Source organism: Thioclava sp. JE_KL1 (assembly GCF_009296265.1).
In the GTDB taxonomy this organism is placed as follows: domain Bacteria; phylum Pseudomonadota; class Alphaproteobacteria; order Rhodobacterales; family Rhodobacteraceae; genus Thioclava.
The window spans coordinates 1-16,227 of sequence record NZ_WBJS01000002.1 but is presented as its reverse complement, the minus strand read 5'-3'; the positions used below and the strand labels follow the sequence as shown (position 1 = coordinate 16,227).

Below are 16,227 nucleotides of genomic sequence, written 5' to 3'. Positions count from 1 at the left end.
GCGTTCCGGCTCCCCTCGCTACCTATTGAAGCGCCCTCTTGCCGCATGACCGCTTTGCGCTTACGCCTGTAGCCATGACCGGACCCCGATATACCCGCCTGATCGACAGCCTTCCCGCCACCGTGCCCTTCGTCGGGCCCGAGGAACACGAGCGCCTTGCCGGCCGCCGCTTCACCGCGCGACTGGGTGCGAATGAAAACGGCTTCGGCCCCTCGCCGCGCGCGATCGCCGCGATGGCGGCGGCGGCAGGCGATGTCTGGAAATACGGCGACTCGACCAGCTTCGACCTACGCACGGCGATTGCCGAGCATCACGGTGTCGCGGTCGAGAATGTTCTGGTCGGCGAAGGGATCGACGGGCTTCTGGGTTATCTGTGCCGTCTGGTGATCGAGCCGGGCGACGCGGTGGTGACCTCAGACGGGGCCTATCCGACCTTCAACTACCACGTCGCAGGATTTGGCGGGGTGCTGCACAAGGTGCCCTATGCCGATGACCACGAAGACCCGCAGGCGCTGATCGCGAAGGCAGCGGAGGTGGACGCGAAGCTCGTCTATATCGCCAATCCCGACAATCCGATGGGTACCTATCATCCGCGCGAGACGATCGAGGCGATGATCGAAGCCGTGCCCGAAGGCACGCTACTGGTACTGGACGAAGCCTATGTGGAATTCGCCGACGACGGCACCGAAGCGCGCATCAAAGCCAACGATCCCCGCGTGATCCGAATGCGTACCTTCTCGAAGGCGCATGGGATGGCGGGGGCTCGCGTGGGCTATGCCTTGGCCGCGCCCGAGTTGATCGCCGCCTTCGACAAAATCCGCAATCATTTCGGCATGTGCCGCATCTCTCAGGCCGGTGCGCTGGCCGCGCTACAGGACAAAACGTGGCAGGCCTATATGCGGCTGCTCGTGGCCGGTGCGCGCGACCGGATCGACGTGATCGCACGGGAGAACGGGCTGAGCACCCTACCCTCCGCCACGAATTTCGTCGCCGTCGACTGCGGGCAGGACGGCGATTTCGCGCGGGCTGTACTGCAGGAACTGGATGCGCGCGCGGTGTTCGTGCGGATGCCTTTCGTCGCCCCGCAAAATCGCTGCATCCGGGTTTCAGTCGGACCGGAGGCCGAGCTCGACGCCTTCGCTGCGGCTCTGCCCGACGCGCTGAAAGCCGCCCGCGCGCGCTGAGCCGCGCGCCCTCTCGGACACAATTCCGCCGATCAAATCGGCAAAAAAGCACCGGCGTCGATACGTCTCGCCGCAAGGTGAGTTGCGCCGACTCGGGGGCGCGCCCATGTTTTGCTCAACAACAGGAGCAGACCCATGAGCCGCAAGACTCGCAACGCCCGTATCGCAATGCTTAGCCCGCTGGCCTTTGCCTTGGCCTTCGGCGCTTATGCAGGCATGACCCAATCCAGCCGCGAGATGAAGCTCTCGACGTCACGCACCGAAGCCCCGCAAGTGTCGCGCGAAGCCTCGGAAGAGGTCGAACAGCTTACCGACTGGCTGGAGCGTCACGGTCAGGCCTGACCGGCGCCTTTCGCGATCGCGCCAGCCGCCGCGGCGATGCCGCCGGGGTTGTGCGGGATTTTCAGCGCCTGCATTCCGGCCTCCATCGTCGCCAGCGCGCCCAGCGTCATATGGGCGTTCACGTGGCCCATATGGGCCACACGCAGGAAATCATTGGCTTCGGGCGTGCCGGGTTCGGCCATCCCGAGCCCGATCCCCAGCGTGACCCCCGCCTCGCGCTCCAACCAGCTTCGCAGCCGCTGGGCATTGCCCGCCCCGATCCGCGCCGCAGTCACCGAATGAGCGCGATGGGCCGGGTTCGCGATATTGAGCGCGATATCGCCCTCCTGTCCCCACGTCTCGAAAGCCGCCCAGACAGCGGAGGCGAGCGTCGCGTGACGCGCCCAGATATGGGTCAGCCCCTCTTCCTCGAGGATCATCTTGAGCGATTCATCGAGGCCGAAGAGGTGATGGGTCGGCGAAGTGCCCCCGAAATACTGATAGACCATCTCGGGGAAGGCGCGCGGCTGCCAGTCCCAATAGGGCGTGACCAGATCGGCCTCGCGGCTCACGGCCAGCGCCTTGTCGGAGAACCACACGAAGCCGAGACCCGGCGGCACCATCAGGCCCTTCTGGCTGGCTGCGACCATCACGTCGACGCCCCAGTCATCCATCCGGAACTCGTCGCATCCCAGAGAGGCGATGCAATCGACCATCAAGAGAGCCGGGTGCCCCGCCGCGTCGATCGCCGCACGGATCGCTGCCACGTCATTGACCACCGAGGTCGCGGTATCGACATGGGTGAGCAGCACGGCCTTGATCTCGTGGTCTTTGTCAGCCCGCAGCGCCTCTTCGACCTTTGCAGGATCGGCGGGGGCCTTGATGCCGAATTCCAGCCGCTGAACGTCCACGCCCATCGTGGCCGCGTTGCGCGCCCAGATATTGCCGAAGCGCCCGGTCACGAGGCTCAGCGCCTTATCGCCGCGCGAGAACACGTTGGAGATCGACGCCTCCCAAGCCCCGTGCCCGTTGGCGATATAGATCGCGACATGGGACGAAGACATGGCCACCCGGCGCAGGTTCGCCGCGACCCTAGCCGCGATCTCTTCGATCTCGCCTTCGTAGATATTGGGCGCGGGACGATGCATCGCGGCCAGAACACGGTCAGGCATCGTCGAGGGGCCGGGAATGGCGAGGTAGGGGCGACCTTGGGCAAGGCTCATCGGGTATCTCCGTCTGGCACAACGGACAATCGGTAATCCCGCCCGCGCGCGGCGTCAATCTCGCGCCCGGCTTGCACGCGCCCCCCGTCTCGCGGTAATTCACGGGCTTAACCGCGTGCCGAATGGCGCGCCTATCGCATGGTGCCTCGTGGCCAAGACTGCAAATCCTTACACGTCGAAACACCTCGCGGGCCGTATGTGGCGCGATTATCTGCTCAAGCACTGGCCGATGATCGGTGTGTCGATGGTCCTTCTGATGATCGAAGGCTCGACGCTGGGCGCGCTGAGCTGGATGCTCAAGCCGCTCTTCGACAAGGTCTTCGTGCAAGGCGAAAGCGATCTGATCTGGTGGGTCGGCGCCGCGATCTTCGGGCTGTTCCTGATCCGCGCCGTGACCTCGGTGGCCTCGCGCACGGTGATGACGAGCGTCTCGCTGCGCACCTCTAGCGATATGCAGATCGACCTGTTCCGGCACATGCTGCGGCTAGACCAGCATTTCTATCAGGCCAACCCGCCCGGCGCGCTGATCGAACGGGTGCAGGGCGACACGTCCGCCGTGCAAAACGTGTGGAAGATCTTCATCTCCAGCACCGGGCGCGATGCGGTCTCTTTGATTTCGCTGTTCGGCGTCGCAGTCGCCATCGATCCCGGCTGGACGCTGGGGGCCGTGATCGGCGCACCGCTCCTGATCCTGCCGGTCGCGATGGCGCAACGCTATATCCGCCGCAAGACACGCCAGATGCGCGAAAGCTCTTCCGAACGCGCGACCCGGCTCGACGAGGTTTTCCACGGCATCGCCGCCGTGAAGCTCAACGGGATCGAGGAGTATCAGGCGGGGCGTTTCTCCCGTCTGGTGAACGAGGTCCGCATCGCCCAGATCAAGACGACCTTCATCTCGGGCCTCGTGCCCGCGATGATCGACATCATCACCGGTCTGGGCTTCTTCGTGGTGCTGATCCTCGGCGGCCAGCAGATTCTGGAGGGCGAGCGCTCTGTCGGCGATTTCATGTCCTTCTTCACCGCGATGGCGCTGGCCTTCCAGCCGCTGCGCCGTCTCGCGAATTCCGCGGGCGCATGGCAAACGGCGGCGGCGAGCCTCGAGCGAATCTATCGCCTGTTCGACACGCAACCCGCGATCACCTCGCCCGCGCAGCCTTCCGCCCTGCCCGAGACCACGCGGATCGAGTTCGACGACGTGCATCTGCACTACGGCGACAAGCACGTTCTGCGCGGGCTCAGCTTCGTTGCCGAACCCGGCCAGACCACCGCGCTTGTCGGCCCCTCGGGCGCGGGCAAGACTACCGTGTTCAACCTGCTGACCCGACTCGTCGATCCCGATAGCGGGCGCATCACGTTGGGCGGCACGCCGCTGAACGCTCTCGGCCTTGCCGAACTGCGCCAGCATTTCTCGACGGTGTCGCAGGATTCCGCGCTGTTCGACGAGACGATCCGCGAGAATGTTCTGCTCGGGCGGCAGGAAGTCGACCCCGATCATATCCAGACCGCGCTCGAAGCGGCTCATGTGACCGAATTCACCGACCTTCTGCAAAACGGCATCAATACCGGCGCAGGCCCGCGCGGCTCGGCGCTGTCGGGCGGGCAACGCCAGCGGGTCGCCATCGCGCGCGCCGTGCTGCGCGACGCGCCGATCCTGCTGCTCGACGAGGCGACCTCCGCCCTCGACACCGTGTCCGAGGCCAAGGTCGCGCAGGCGCTGGCGGACCTGAGCCAGGGTCGCACGACGCTGGTCATCGCCCACCGCCTGTCGACCGTGCGCAATGCCGACAAGATCGTGGTGGTGGTCGAAGGTCAGGTCGTGGAACAGGGCACGCATGACGAGCTTCTCGCCAAGAACGGGCCCTATGCGGGGCTCTGCCGGATGCAGCTTCTCGATTGAGTTGGCATTCCCGCCCCGGCTGCCTACATGGGCGGGGAAAGGAGACCTCTATGGCCGAGCGCATTCTCTACGAGATCACCGGTGCGGATCGCGAGCACTTCCTGCAAGGGCTGGTGACGAACGACGTGAGCCACGTGAAAGACGGGCTGGTCTATACCGCCCTGCTGACGCCGCAGGGCAAATACCTTGCCGATTTCTTCCTGCTGGCGCGGGGCGTGGCGATTGTGCTCGATATCGACGAGAGCATCGCCGAGGCGACGATCAAGCGTCTGGGCATGTACAAGCTGCGTGCGGATGTCGCGATCGCCCCCTCCGATCTGAAGGTCTATCGCGGCACCGGGCCCGCGCCCGAGGGCGCGCTGACCGATCCGCGCCATCCCGACATGGGCTGGCGGCTCTACGGGGACAAAGCGGGCGATGACGGCACCGATTGGGACGCGATCCGCGTTGCGCATTGCATCCCTGAGACCGGTGTCGAACTGACCCCCGACACGTTTATCCTCGAGGCCGGGTTCGATCGGCTGGACGGCGTCGATTTCCGCAAAGGCTGCTATGTCGGCCAGGAAGTCACCGCGCGGATGAAGCACAAGACCGAGCTGCGCAAAGGTTTCGTCACAGTCGATGTCAAAGGCCCTGCCGAGCCGGGAACCGAGATCACCTCGGACGGGCGCAGCGTCGGGCGCCTTTTCACCCGTTCGGGCGATCGCGCGATCGCCTATCTGCGCCTCGGGCGCGCATCGGGCGAGATGTCGGCGGGTGACGCGGTGGTCACTTATTTATGACCAGCAAGGATCAAATGTTTCGGAAAGCGCAAGCCCCATCCATGCGTTTTACGGAACATCGTGACGCAGAGGAAACGACCGCAAGAAATCCTTCGTAATACGAACGAAATCGCGCGATCTGAAGGCCATCAATAGAGCGCAATTTCAATTACTTAGAAGACCATCTAGGCCTTTGTGCGTTCGCGCTTCGCAAATAGCCGGCCTTGAATTCCAGCGGCACACGCTTACTTCGCGTGCATTGCGATCCCTTGTGAGGGGCCTAGCTTTTGGTGAGCGGCAAAGGTGATATGCGCCAGACGCATACCTGCCATGTGACCCAAGGCATATCGAATCGGGGGCGGAACGGCCTAGATGGCCCTCACGCCAGGAAACGCAAGAGCAATAACAAAGGACGGAAGAATGCGCGATTTCGTTGACGGCTCGGCCTTCAATTACGAGCAGGGCCAACGAGCCCGCAAACTGTTCGCCGCTGTGGTTCTCGCGGCGCTGGATGATGCGATTGCAGACGACAAGAAATACGGCAACGGTCCCGAGCAGATCGCCCGCTGGGCACGCTCGCGCGATGGTCGTGAAGTTCTGTCCTGCGCCGGCATCGATCCGAACGAGCGCGTCGTCCGGGGTTTGATGGAATTCGTCGGCAAAGGTGTCCGCACGTCGGTCGCTCTGTCGCGCGAAGAAAGCGAACGCCGCCTCGCCGCGATTTCGGACGAGCACGAGGCCGAAGCCGCCTGATCCTGTCAGGCGCCACGGCGACAGTTGGATACACAAAACGGCGCGTCCCACAGGGCGCGCCGTTTTGAATTTCTTGGGTGTGTTTTCGCGATGATCTAAGGGGGACGTCTTGCGTGCCTTGTCGGTGGCATGAGTTTCCCGGTCGATGCACGCTTTGCTGGCCGCGTAGTGCAGGGCTAAGTCGCTCTCGGGCGTCCCTGCCCGAGCATCTCCACTCAGTCCAGATCGCGGCTCATCAGAGCGCGCTGCACTTCGCGACGCACCATCTTGCGCAGGTTGCGCGTGATCTTCGCACCGAGCGCGCCTTGAAGCTCTTCGCGCAGCAGCGATGACACGAGGTGCCGGAGCTGGGTCTCGGTCATCGATTGCGCCAGCGGATGCAAGGCGGCATCGGGCTGGTCCGAGGTGGACGCAAGTTCGGCCTCGAGCGCGGCGATCTCATCCGCCTCGAAATCTTCCTCGAGCGACGCACGCAGCTCCGCATAGCTGGACGTCCGCGGCTCCGGCTCCGGGGCACGCGCCCCGGCATCGCTGAGATGCAGGCGACGCGGCGGCGTATCAGCCGCATGCTCGCTAGCCTGCATGAACTCGGAAGCACTATCACCGCCGTCCATCTCCGGCGTAAGATCTTCCCAATCCTGCGCTGCGGTGGTGTCCTGCAGCGACTCTAGCTCTGGCTGAGCCTCGGCCCCCGGCGGCACGTCGAAGCCGATCACGGCCTCGGTCCCGAAGGCCTCTTCCTCCGCGCTGATGTCTTCCGGCTCGGTCTCTGCGGGAGAGGCGTCATCGAAATCGAGCCCCGCCAGAGGATCATCCCCGACGCTTTCAAGCGTCTCGCTGGCGATATCCGTGTCGTCTTCCGCCGCGTCGGCTTCCGGCGCATGCGGCGCCACGAAGCCGGCCACGTCCTCCCACTCGGCGCTGGTGAAGGTCTGCTCCGGATCGGAGCCCTGATCCCAAACCGGCGTAAAACTTTCGGGCAGTTCGGTCAGCGGCGCGGTGCCTGCCGGTTCGAACGCGTCGCCCGTTTCGGATTCGTAATCGGCACCATCGCGCGCCACTTCTGCCTCAAGCTGGGCGAGCGAGCCCTCCAGCCGCTTGAGCTCGTCATCAAAGCTGCCCTGCGGCAATTCCGCCTCCGACGGCCAGGGCTCGGCCTCTGCATCATCGAATTCGGGTTCAAAATTCTGCGGCTTGCGACGCGCCTCGGACAGCTGTGCAGGCTCGACCGATCCGGCGGGCGCCTCCGACATTTCGGCCGCGTCCTCCTGCGCCGCCTCGGCTTCCTCTTCCGGCGAAACACCCGGCGCGGACCATTCGAGATCGTGGATATCGCCTTTCGACCCCGCCTGAGTGTCCGACACGAGATGCGCGGGCGTCAAAACCAGCGGATCGGGCGTCGAGCCCTCCCCTTTCGAAGTCGGATAGCTCTCGGCCACACGCGGGCTGTCCTGCGACACCAGTCGCCGGATCGATGCCAGCACATCTTCGATTTCGGGTCTGGGTCGGGTATCAGCCATGATCACTCCATCCTGCCGCGCGCACGCGCGCCTGTCCAGCCGTGACGGATCCGAAACTGCAAGGGACACCCGGAGGCTGCGATGCCTGCGCCACAGCGGCGCGGCAGGCGGGCCCGAAAGCCCGCAGAAACACCGTTCGGTCGTTACTGGCCGATGGCCTTGAGCACACGATCCAGACGCTTGCCCTGCGGGCTGAGCGTGAGGGGCGCGGTGCGGACCGAGTTGTAATAGGCCGCGGGATCATAGGTCGGAATTCCAAGCTTCAGGTTTTCTACCGTCAACAGACCCATAGCGGACAAAAGTTGATAATAAGCTACCTGCAGAGTGGCCGCCGCGTCGATCCGGCCCGCCTGCGCATCCAGCAGGTCCTGTTCAGCCGAGAGCACGTCGAGCGTGGTGCGCGCGCCCAGAAGCGCCTCTTCCTTGACGCCCTGATAGGCGGTGCGGGCTGCGGTGATCTGCTGGTCGTAAGCCGAAATCTGCGCCTTCGCGATGTCGATCGCCGCCCAGGCGTTGGCCACGTTTTGCGAGACTGTCACACCGGCCTGGCTCAGCTGCGCGCGGGCCGATTGATCGTTCGCCACGGCCTGACGCTGCGCCGAAAGAAGCGCGCCACCCGAATAGAGCGTCTGGTTCAGCTCGATCCCGGCGGATTGCGTCTGCACGCCCTGCTCTTGCTGGCGCAGGCCAAGCGAACCGGTGATTTTCGGCAGGCGATTGGCGCGGGCGTAATCCACACCGAGGTCATAGACCGCGACGGTGTGCTGCAGCTGCTTGATGCTCGGATGGGTGCGCAGCGCGATGTCGCGCGCCGCATCCAGTGAACCCGGCAGCGACGGACGCTTCGGGAAGGCCGCGAGGTTGCTCGGATAGTGGCCGGTCGCAGCCTTATAGGCCTCGCGTGCCGAGCGCAGGTTTCCCTGTGCCGCAGCGAGCGAGGCACGGGCGGAGGCCAGCTGCGCCTGAGCGAGCGACACGTCGGTCTTGGTGACTTCGCCCACTTCGAAACGGTCGTTCGAGGCCTTGAGCTCTTCGTTGAGGACGCGCGCCGAGTTCTGGTTGATCGCGACCTGCTCGGAGGCCGATTTCACGTCCGAATAGGCCTGGATCGCCGAGAGCAGCACGTTTTGCTCGACCGAGCGCAGACCCTCGCGGGTGGCCAGCACGGTCTCTTTCTTCATAGAGACATTGATCTTGTTGCGACCGAAATCGAACAGCGTCATCGACGCACCGAGCGAAGTCGAGGCGCTCTGCGAGATCGCCCCCGTGGCGTCGGAATTCAGGTAATCGTAGCTCGCGGTCCATTGCAGGACCGGGCGCAGATTCGCGACCGCCTGCGCGACGTCTTCATCGGCGGCCCGCAGTGCGGCCCGGTTCTGCTCCAGCAGGTTCGAATTGCGATATGCAGAGACCAGCGCATCGGCGAGCGTCTCCGCCCCTGCCGCGACCGGCCCAAATGCGGTAGCCGCGACCAAAGCGGTCATAGTCAGAGTCTTGCGCAGCATCGAATGTCCCTCGTTTCCTGTATCGCCGCAGATGCAGGTGTTGTCCCTCTGCCGCCGGGCGCGATTACTTCAAATTCTATCGGCTCAGCGCCCGATTGCATATCCTGCAAAACAGCTAGCCTATTCGATGTGCTCCTCAGAGCACGAATTCACGCGGCTTCACGAACCCCTGGAGGACAGGTGCGGTGCCATTGAAAAGATCGCGCCAGCTCATCGCACCGTCGATCTTGTAACCGATCCGGGCGACCCCGAGGGCGCCTTCCATGAAAATTGCGGTGATCCGGCCGCCTTCTTTGAGTTGCTCGATCAACGCCGCGGGAACGGTTTCGACCGCCCCTTCGATGAGGATCGCGTCATAGGGACCGTGCTGCGCCGCGCCCTCGGTCAGCGCGCCGGTGACGACGGCGACGTTGTCGGCCCCCGCCTCTGCCAGCGCGGCCTCTGCCTGCGATGCCATGTCCTCGTCTTCGAGCGCGACGACCGCCTCGGCCATCCGCGCGATCACGGCGGAGGAATAGCCAAGCCCGGCGCCCACATCGAGGACCAGATCATCGGGCTGGATGTCGAGCGCATCGAGCATCTTCGCGAAATTGCGCGGTTCCAGCAGCACGCGGCCCGGCGCCAGTTCGAGATTTTCCCCGATATAGGCGGCTTCGCGCTTGGCCGCGGGCACGAATTGCTCGCGCGGCACATGCAGCATCGCCGCGATGATCGGGAATTTGGTCACATCGCTGGGACGGACCTGCGTGTCGACCATCATGGTGCGGCGCGTAGCGAAATCTTGCATGTCGAGAACTCTTCGGTAGCAAACCCTTGTGGCCGGTTTTGCCACAGAAGCAGGGTCTGAGCAAGTTATGCGAGAGGGCCTTCGGACCTGCCCTTGCGCTCAGAGCCGACGTCGCCTGCGCACAATGCGCCAAAGGCACAACTCGCCTCTTGCGCGGGCGCTTGCGATACCGTATCTGACGCCAACACCACGGCGGCGAGTTGGCGGAGTGGTGACGCAGCGGATTGCAAATCCGTGTACACCGGTTCGATTCCGGTACTCGCCTCCACCACTTAGCCGAAAGTCGGGGCACTGGTTTACAGGTTGGTTTACAGGACCAACCCGACAGTCGGCTTTTCTGCTGACATTTCAGATGCCCGATCGTAGCCTGGCGCCATGGCAGGCGAGGATTGGAGTGAGGCGGAAAACGCCGCGATCGTAGCGGAATACTTCGCCATGCTCGCAGACGATCTCTCAGGAACGCGCTACAACAAGGCAGCACACAATCGCAGCCTCCAGTCACAGATCGACAGATCGCGCGGGTCGATCGAGTTCAAACACCAGAACATCTCGGCAGTGCTGAAGAGCTTGGGTGAAACCTGGATTTCCGGCTACAAACCTGCGTTCAACTTCCAGGCTTCGCTCGAAGACATCGTGAGCCGCCAGCTTCAGAAGCAAGGTGGTTGGATCGTGCCGCCAACTCATCCGGGGTCAAGCGACTTCCAGGATGCGACACCGCTTTGGCCCGAGCCGCCGCCGACACAACGAAACACTCCGCCGCCAGAAGAACTCGAACAGATGCTCTCTGTGGCAAGAAAGTTCGACGTGGCGGGACGGGACGAACGAAACCGCGCGCTCGGCAAGATGGGTGAAGAACGCGTGCTCGATCATGAGAAAAGCACGCTTCGCGCCGCCGGTCGCGACGACCTCGCGCGCGAGATCGTATGGGTGAGCCAGCAAGAGGGCGACGGAGCCGGATACGACATCCGAAGCTTCACGCCAGAAGGGCGACCCCGCCTGATCGAGGTGAAGACCACCAACGGCTGGGAGCGCACGCCCTTCCATATCTCGCGCAACGAACTGGCCGTGGCGGATGATCGCCGCGAGGACTGGGTGTTGTTTCGCCTATATCAGTTCTCGCGCGGCCCCCGCGCCTTCGAACTCCGTCCGCCGCTCGACGCGCATGTGTCGCTGACGGCGACCTCATTCAGGGCAAGCTTCGACTGAGCGCTTACCTGCCCTCGTCGGATCGCGACCGAGCCTCCAGAAGCTTCGCGAGCACCTCATCGGCGACCTCAGGCACAATCGCCGCATATTTCTCGATGATGTTTGCTGCGTGGCGCAACCCCCAGCCCATCGTGACCGCGATTTCGTTGAGCGAACACCCGGCCCGTAGCAACTCGGTCGCAGCCGTTCCGCGCATGTCGTAGAGACGAAGCTCATTGCGAACATGGATCAACTTTGGATCTTTTGCCGCTGCGGCGTTCGCGCGCTCTTTAACCTTGCGAACGATATCGGAAGCGCGCACCGCCTCGAGCTGCTTTCCCTGGAGAGAAACGAATAGATACTTCTGCCCCCTCGGCGTTTCGTCGATCAACTTCGCCAATGCCGGGGTAACCGGTATGCTCGTCGCCTTTGACGTCTTCGTACGCTTGAAGAGAAGGCGGCGCCCTTTCGGCGTCTTCTGCACATTGTCACGCGTCAGAATCCCGATGTCTTGCGGCGTCAGGCCGCCCTCAGAGGCAGCTATGATGATGCGAGCTTCGCGTTCAGTAGCGACCCTCACAAGCGCAGCAAGCTCCTCTGGCAACCAGATGATCTCTGAACGATCAGACTTATAGATTCGCGGCACGTTCAAGTGATGATGAATCGCGATAGCCACATCCTCATCCCGCGCCCAGTTGAGCAATCGCGTCACAACGCTTGTCGCATAGTCATAGCTTTTCGGGGAATGTACCCATTGCTCTTTCCAAGTTCGGATTTCGCTGAGCGATGCCTTTTCTTCGAAGAGTTTGATCGGATCGACACCGAATTCCGCGTCGAAAGCATTGAGGTATTTCACATAATCGGCTTGGGTTCGTGCCGCGAGCTTCTGAAAGTGGATCGACTTTCGGTAGCGCTCAATGACTGCTCGCGTCGATGAGGCCATGACTGGATCGGATTGCGCGCGAAGACGCCTCGGCTTCGAAGCCTCGCCAAAGGCTTGAATGTAGTCCGAGCTACCAACCACCATTGCATCGCCGGTTCGCCAAAAACACGGACCGCCACGGTATGCATAATGGTATTCTCGGACGGCGCCGGTCGCCAATCGCTTCCGCGCTCGATGAATTCCCTTAAGCCGACAGATTGTCACGACGCATCCTTCTCTGTTCCACGAGCGACAACGTGGGAGCAGCTTCGACATTCGCAGGTGGGGCTTGCATGCCCTGAACTGCATCGAGTCGAGCTCGGACAAGCTTGGGATCGTAAAGGTTTCGACGGCCAGGAACCGGTTCGATGCCGATATCCTTGCACCACTTGCGAAAGGCACCCTTCACGCCATCAAAGCGCATCGCTTCAGCGAGTTCTTCGCCAGTTACGAGCCAAATACCCTGCAGCGCAGTCGGGGTTTCGAGACGTGGTTTCATCGAAATTCGCAAAGTTAGATCCCTTTGAAGAGCATCTGGTAACTTCTCGTGGGGCTCCAAAATCCGCGCACAAAATTTCTCCAAACAACTGTTCGTCTCGCGTTGGGGGTCGAGGTCAACGACTGTTCGATAGGAGCCATTGACCTCGCCTCGCAGTCGGGAGATCACCCTGCTAAGCTTTTGCGCAGATGATTCTTCGGGCTCGATCCTTGCGAGGTACCGCAGAAGATCGGCGCCCGCCTCGCGGAAGTCCTCGCCGACCACGTCGCCCTTGATCACAAGTTGCTCGCAAATATCGCGATCGAACTCTGTGCCCCGGAGAACGTCAGCCGGAAGCGCATCGAGAGCGTCGATTGCCTCGTGCGCCATGGTGTTCAAAGTGTCGATCCGGTTCGGTTGTAGAAACATCTGACATCCTTTCAAAGCTGAACTGCGGGCGCTGCGGCCCTCATCGAGGGGCCGCAGCGGTGGCGGGTCAGCCGATCCCATCAGGATCATTCTGCGCGATCGCGAAATCAGGCATCGCAGCGCATCTCACCAAGCGCATCGAGTGCTTTTTGCGCCCAGAAGGCCTGTCCTTCGAGCTGCGTGCGGATCCCTCGCAGATCGGTCGCGACGGCTCGCATCGCGAGATGCGGCGGGGCCTCTTCGACAGAGAAACGCGGTCCGAGGCGCATGTATCCATCTTCGAGGTAGGCCCATTCGAGCTCGTCATTGAGCGCGATGAGAGCTCGCGTGATCAGCGTTCGAGTGCGGCCGTTGGCTTCCGTCAATCGTCCGATCAGCGAGATGTCTTCGAAACCGGTGAAGAGCAACCAGTCGTCGAGAAACGGCGCATTCTCGAGATCTTTCGGGGACGGCGTCGCGGTCGCTCCGTGAACGACGTTTGCGAGCACATTGCGCTCTTTGCGAAGCTCTTCGGCGGTGAGTTCGGACGGATGTTTATCGTGAGTCATATGTGATCTTTCGAAAAATTTGGGGGTTCAGGAGACGAAGCAGGGCTGCAAGATCCGTTCGCCTCGGTGAGAAGGCGGACGGACGCTGCAGCCCCGATCGGCGGCGCGGTTTAGGGTTGGATCAGCGGTTTCGGGCGGTAGATTGCGACACGCGGCCTTAGCCGTGATCGAACCTCGCGCCGCGCGGTTGCGAGTAGCTTCTCGACTGCCTCGAATTGTTCGCGCTGCGCCGGGCCGAGGCGCCCGATACGAGCATTGCGCTCGAACAGGTCGGACCCAGTCGCGATGAAGAGCCGATGCGATGCGCGGAACATCGTCGGACGATTGAGGCCGCAAGCAGCTGCCTGATCGTCATCGGAAATGACGATGTCATCTTCCCGCAGCAGCCGTCCTTCCGGGCTGACACCGGGCGCGACGATGTTCATCGGTGTATCGCCGATCAGCCCGCGCGAGAGGAGCAAGCACGGACGCGTGCCTGGCGGGATGTCGAACTCGCCATCACGTTTGCGGTCGGAGCCATAAGGGAAGCGCATGAGGAAGATATCGCCGGGTTTGAGCTGCCCCCCCGGGAGCAGTCGAAGGTATCGGTCGTGGAGCATGAGTGCCTCGTGTCGTTGAAAAGGAAAACGACGCGCTGAACCTCACCAACAAACCCCGATACGCGGCCTCGGGGCTTGGCTTGATTGCGTGCGTCAAAGACGCTGCACGCAAGCAAGACATGCGCCGAGGCCGCTTCCCTCCTATGTGCAATCGATCGCTCGCCTGCGGGCAGATCGCGCGGGTGCTGGGGAGAGCGTCGAGAGGGGTGACACCCCTCTCGACCCGCAGGAGGCGCCGGGAGAGTTCGGAGAGGGTGGCGAGCGCCTCTTCGATCCGTCGGAAGGACGCCGAGAGGGTCCGGGGAGATTGGCGAAAGTCTCCCCCGGTCCGCCGGATGGGCGCCTTAGGGTGCAGGGAAAGTGGTGAGCTACTCCCCAGCTCTTGGACAGGATCTGGCGTGAATTAAGCTACTCGTTGCACCTGCTGACCGGGTAACCTTCAGCGTAAGCGCTTTGCCGATCCCCTACGCGGCGATGGTTGACGGGATCTGGTAGTTCCAGGGCATGAGTGCGTCGATGCGGCTTTTGGGATGCCCATCGAGCAACGCGAGCAAGGTATCGGAGAGGTAGCTGACCGGATCGACGTCGCACATCTTGCAGTTTGCGATCAGGCTCGCGAGCAATGCCCAGTTCTCTGCCCCGACCTCGTGCCCCGCGAAGAGCGCGTTTTTCCGTGTCAGAGCGATCTTCCTGATCTGGTTCTCGACCGGGTTGGTATCCAGCTCCAGACGGCCGTCTTCAAGGAATCGCGTGAGGCTGGGCCAGCGCGCCAGAGTGTAACGGATGTCCTCGGCTAACTTGGATGAACGCGGGATGCGCGAGAGCTGGGCCTCGAGCCAGGGACGGAAGGCGGCGATGACCGGTGCCGAGAGGTTGCGCCGGGCAGCAAGTCGGGCGTCTGGAGCAAGGCCGCGCACGGATTTTTCGACGGCATAGATCTCGGCGATCTGGCGCAGAGCTTCCTCGGCAATTGGCGACCCATCTTTTTCCAGGCGCTTCACGAACCGCCGACGCGCATGCGTCCAGCAATGGACGAGCGTCCATGGGCCCTCAGGCCGGTCGACCTTGGTGAGCTTGTCATAGGCTTCATAGCCGTCGCATTGCACGAACCGCCCGCGATAGTCCTCAAGGAATCGCAGTGCATGCACGGCACCGCGGCCGGGCGCGTAGTGGAACATCACCACGGGAGGGTCCACGCCACCGTGCCCCCGATCATCGGCAACGATGGCCCAGAAGTAACCGGTCTTCGTCTTCCGTCGCCCGGGGTCGAGCACCGGTGCTCTTGTTTCGTCCATGAAGATCCGGTCCGCACCTTTCAGCCGCTCCTTCAGGTGATCGGCGATCGGACGCAGGTGGAAACAGGCGCGTCCCACCCAGTTGCCGAGCGTGGCCCGGTCCAGGGTGATCCCCTGCCGGGTATAAATTTCGGCTTGCCTGTAGAACGGAAGATGATCGCCGAACTTGGCCACCATGACCTGCGCGATCAGGGCCTCCGTGGGCAACCCGCCGGGCACGACAGGTTCCGGGGCATGGGCCTGCGCTACCGTGCCGGAGCAGCGCCGGCAGGCATATTTGGGGCGGCGGGTGACAAGCACCCGGAGCTGGGCCGGAACCACGTCAAGCCGCTCGGAAACATCCTCGCCGATCCTGGACATCTCGCCGCAACCTCAGGGGCAGGGGGTACTTTCGGGTTCGATGACCCGTTCGATCCGGGGCAGATGTTTTGGAAGGTGACCCCGGTTGCGGTTCGGCCTGCCGCTCTGGAACGCTACGCGCGCTATACGCAGAGCTCTTAGCCTTTCCGACGGATAGTTGGAAACCTCGTCCACACGCGGAGATCTGGGAGCTCATTGAGGCCGAACTCAAGGCGCAGGGTTATCGCACCAAGCAACCTGTTTCCGTTAGTCGAGCAATGAACACACATCCTTTTTGGAAAAGGAGTTTTTTCACGCTATGACATTGGAAAGGCTCTGTTGCACAAATCGGTTGATGGCCGAGGTTCCCCTTTCCCCGGACGGACTTATCCCACAGCTTCCGTGACGGGTATGCCGAGCGCGGTGTAGCCGTTCATGATGGCGATGCGGACCTGAAGTTCCGCGATCTGGCGATCGAAGT

Annotated in this window: 15 protein-coding genes and 1 tRNA gene; 7 read left to right on the top strand and 9 right to left on the bottom strand. The window is 62.8% G+C overall.

Translation table 11 applies throughout. The features are described 5' to 3' along the window. The first annotated feature begins 74 nt into the window (after positions 1-74). Both F8R15_RS02825 and F8R15_RS02820 read left to right on the top strand, forming a co-directional pair. Positions 75-1,184, top strand: coding sequence for a pyridoxal phosphate-dependent aminotransferase (locus tag F8R15_RS02825; RefSeq protein WP_152843430.1), 1,110 nt, complete (start codon positions 75-77; stop codon positions 1,182-1,184). 135 nt (positions 1,185-1,319) lie between these two features. Further along, positions 1,320-1,526 carry a hypothetical protein gene (locus F8R15_RS02820; RefSeq protein WP_078542284.1) on the top strand — a complete coding sequence of 69 codons (207 nt, stop codon included), beginning with the start codon at positions 1,320-1,322 and terminating at the stop codon, positions 1,524-1,526. On the opposite strand, the gene F8R15_RS02815 is transcribed toward F8R15_RS02820, so the two are convergent. Next, positions 1,517-2,728, bottom strand: coding sequence for an alanine--glyoxylate aminotransferase family protein (locus F8R15_RS02815; RefSeq protein ID WP_152843428.1), 1,212 nt, complete (start codon positions 2,726-2,728; stop codon positions 1,517-1,519). The two genes, F8R15_RS02820 and F8R15_RS02815, sit on opposite strands and share 10 nt — an antisense overlap. Before the next feature lie 196 nt (positions 2,729-2,924). On the opposite strand from F8R15_RS02815, the gene F8R15_RS02810 reads away from it, so the two are divergent. The 3 genes from F8R15_RS02810 (at position 2,925) to F8R15_RS02800 (ending at position 6,139) form a co-directional block, all read left to right on the top strand. Then, the gene (locus F8R15_RS02810) at positions 2,925-4,625 is read left to right on the top strand and encodes an ABC transporter ATP-binding protein (protein WP_152843840.1); all 1,701 of its coding nucleotides are present in this window, start codon (positions 2,925-2,927) and stop codon (positions 4,623-4,625) included. Positions 4,626-4,675: 50 nt separating this feature from the next. After that, entirely contained in the window at positions 4,676-5,407 is a 732-nt protein-coding gene (locus F8R15_RS02805; RefSeq protein WP_152843426.1) for a folate-binding protein YgfZ, read from the top strand. Positions 5,408-5,806: 399 nt separating this feature from the next. Then, a complete protein-coding gene (locus F8R15_RS02800) occupies positions 5,807-6,139 on the top strand; it encodes a DUF6280 family protein (RefSeq protein WP_075773874.1) in 333 nt (110 codons plus the stop codon). 215 nt (positions 6,140-6,354) lie between these two features. Here the strand turns inward: F8R15_RS02800 and F8R15_RS02795 are convergent, their stop codons facing one another. From F8R15_RS02795 to F8R15_RS02785, 3 genes are all read right to left on the bottom strand, one after another. Beyond that, positions 6,355-7,659, bottom strand: a complete 1,305-nt coding sequence (locus tag F8R15_RS02795; RefSeq protein ID WP_152843424.1) for a hypothetical protein — start codon at positions 7,657-7,659, stop codon at positions 6,355-6,357. 143 nt (positions 7,660-7,802) lie between these two features. Next, positions 7,803-9,164, bottom strand: a complete 1,362-nt coding sequence (locus F8R15_RS02790) for a TolC family outer membrane protein (RefSeq protein WP_078542289.1) — start codon at positions 9,162-9,164, stop codon at positions 7,803-7,805. A gap of 136 nt (positions 9,165-9,300) precedes the next feature. Then, complete coding sequence (locus F8R15_RS02785; RefSeq protein WP_152843422.1) at positions 9,301-9,951, bottom strand: protein-L-isoaspartate O-methyltransferase; 651 nt, start codon at positions 9,949-9,951, stop codon at positions 9,301-9,303. Between the two features lie 194 nt (positions 9,952-10,145). Between F8R15_RS02785 and F8R15_RS02780 the strand changes: the two genes are divergently transcribed. Beyond that, positions 10,146-10,219 (top strand) — tRNA-Cys (locus tag F8R15_RS02780). A 107-nt stretch (positions 10,220-10,326) separates the two neighbouring features. After that, complete coding sequence (locus F8R15_RS02775; protein WP_152843420.1) at positions 10,327-11,157, top strand: DUF3883 domain-containing protein; 831 nt, start codon at positions 10,327-10,329, stop codon at positions 11,155-11,157. 4 nt (positions 11,158-11,161) lie between these two features. Here the strand turns inward: F8R15_RS02775 and F8R15_RS02770 are convergent, their stop codons facing one another. The 5 genes from F8R15_RS02770 to F8R15_RS02755 form a co-directional block, all read right to left on the bottom strand. After that, positions 11,162-12,163 carry a tyrosine-type recombinase/integrase gene (locus tag F8R15_RS02770; protein ID WP_172976155.1) on the bottom strand — a complete coding sequence of 334 codons (1,002 nt, stop codon included), beginning with the start codon at positions 12,161-12,163 and terminating at the stop codon, positions 11,162-11,164. A gap of 100 nt (positions 12,164-12,263) precedes the next feature. Further along, positions 12,264-12,965, bottom strand: coding sequence for a hypothetical protein (locus tag F8R15_RS21385; RefSeq protein WP_172976154.1), 702 nt, complete (start codon positions 12,963-12,965; stop codon positions 12,264-12,266). A gap of 107 nt (positions 12,966-13,072) precedes the next feature. After that, the gene (locus F8R15_RS02765; RefSeq protein ID WP_152843416.1) at positions 13,073-13,513 is read right to left on the bottom strand and encodes a hypothetical protein; all 441 of its coding nucleotides are present in this window, start codon (positions 13,511-13,513) and stop codon (positions 13,073-13,075) included. A 110-nt stretch (positions 13,514-13,623) separates the two neighbouring features. Next, positions 13,624-14,112, bottom strand: a complete 489-nt coding sequence (locus F8R15_RS02760; RefSeq protein WP_152843414.1) for a hypothetical protein — start codon at positions 14,110-14,112, stop codon at positions 13,624-13,626. Positions 14,113-14,576: 464 nt separating this feature from the next. Then, positions 14,577-15,767 (bottom strand): IS66 family transposase, encoded by a 1,191-nt coding sequence (locus F8R15_RS02755; RefSeq protein WP_216644101.1) that lies wholly within the window; start codon positions 15,765-15,767, stop codon positions 14,577-14,579. Between the last annotated feature and the right edge of the window lie 460 nt (positions 15,768-16,227).

Excerpts from the sequence above, each read along its gene's own strand:
- F8R15_RS02800 (WP_075773874.1), top strand. The coding sequence starts at position 5,807 with ATGCGCGATTTCGTTGACGGCTCGGCCTTCAATTACGAGCAGGGCCAA.
- F8R15_RS02765 (WP_152843416.1), bottom strand. The coding sequence starts at position 13,513 with ATGACTCACGATAAACATCCGTCCGAACTCACCGCCGAAGAGCTTCGC.
- F8R15_RS02755 (WP_216644101.1), bottom strand. The coding sequence starts at position 15,767 with ATGTCCAGGATCGGCGAGGATGTTTCCGAGCGGCTTGACGTGGTTCCG.
- F8R15_RS02805 (WP_152843426.1), top strand. The coding sequence starts at position 4,676 with ATGGCCGAGCGCATTCTCTACGAGATCACCGGTGCGGATCGCGAGCAC.
- F8R15_RS02795 (WP_152843424.1), bottom strand. The coding sequence starts at position 7,659 with ATGGCTGATACCCGACCCAGACCCGAAATCGAAGATGTGCTGGCATCG.
- F8R15_RS02825 (WP_152843430.1), top strand. The coding sequence starts at position 75 with ATGACCGGACCCCGATATACCCGCCTGATCGACAGCCTTCCCGCCACC.
- F8R15_RS02810 (WP_152843840.1), top strand. The coding sequence starts at position 2,925 with ATGTGGCGCGATTATCTGCTCAAGCACTGGCCGATGATCGGTGTGTCG.
- F8R15_RS21385 (WP_172976154.1), bottom strand. The coding sequence starts at position 12,965 with ATGTTTCTACAACCGAACCGGATCGACACTTTGAACACCATGGCGCAC.
- F8R15_RS02790 (WP_078542289.1), bottom strand. The coding sequence starts at position 9,164 with ATGCTGCGCAAGACTCTGACTATGACCGCTTTGGTCGCGGCTACCGCA.
- F8R15_RS02775 (WP_152843420.1), top strand. The coding sequence starts at position 10,327 with ATGGCAGGCGAGGATTGGAGTGAGGCGGAAAACGCCGCGATCGTAGCG.
- F8R15_RS02760 (WP_152843414.1), bottom strand. The coding sequence starts at position 14,112 with ATGCTCCACGACCGATACCTTCGACTGCTCCCGGGGGGGCAGCTCAAA.
- F8R15_RS02815 (WP_152843428.1), bottom strand. The coding sequence starts at position 2,728 with ATGAGCCTTGCCCAAGGTCGCCCCTACCTCGCCATTCCCGGCCCCTCG.
- F8R15_RS02820 (WP_078542284.1), top strand. The coding sequence starts at position 1,320 with ATGAGCCGCAAGACTCGCAACGCCCGTATCGCAATGCTTAGCCCGCTG.
- F8R15_RS02785 (WP_152843422.1), bottom strand. The coding sequence starts at position 9,951 with ATGCAAGATTTCGCTACGCGCCGCACCATGATGGTCGACACGCAGGTC.
- F8R15_RS02770 (WP_172976155.1), bottom strand. The coding sequence starts at position 12,163 with ATGGTGGTTGGTAGCTCGGACTACATTCAAGCCTTTGGCGAGGCTTCG.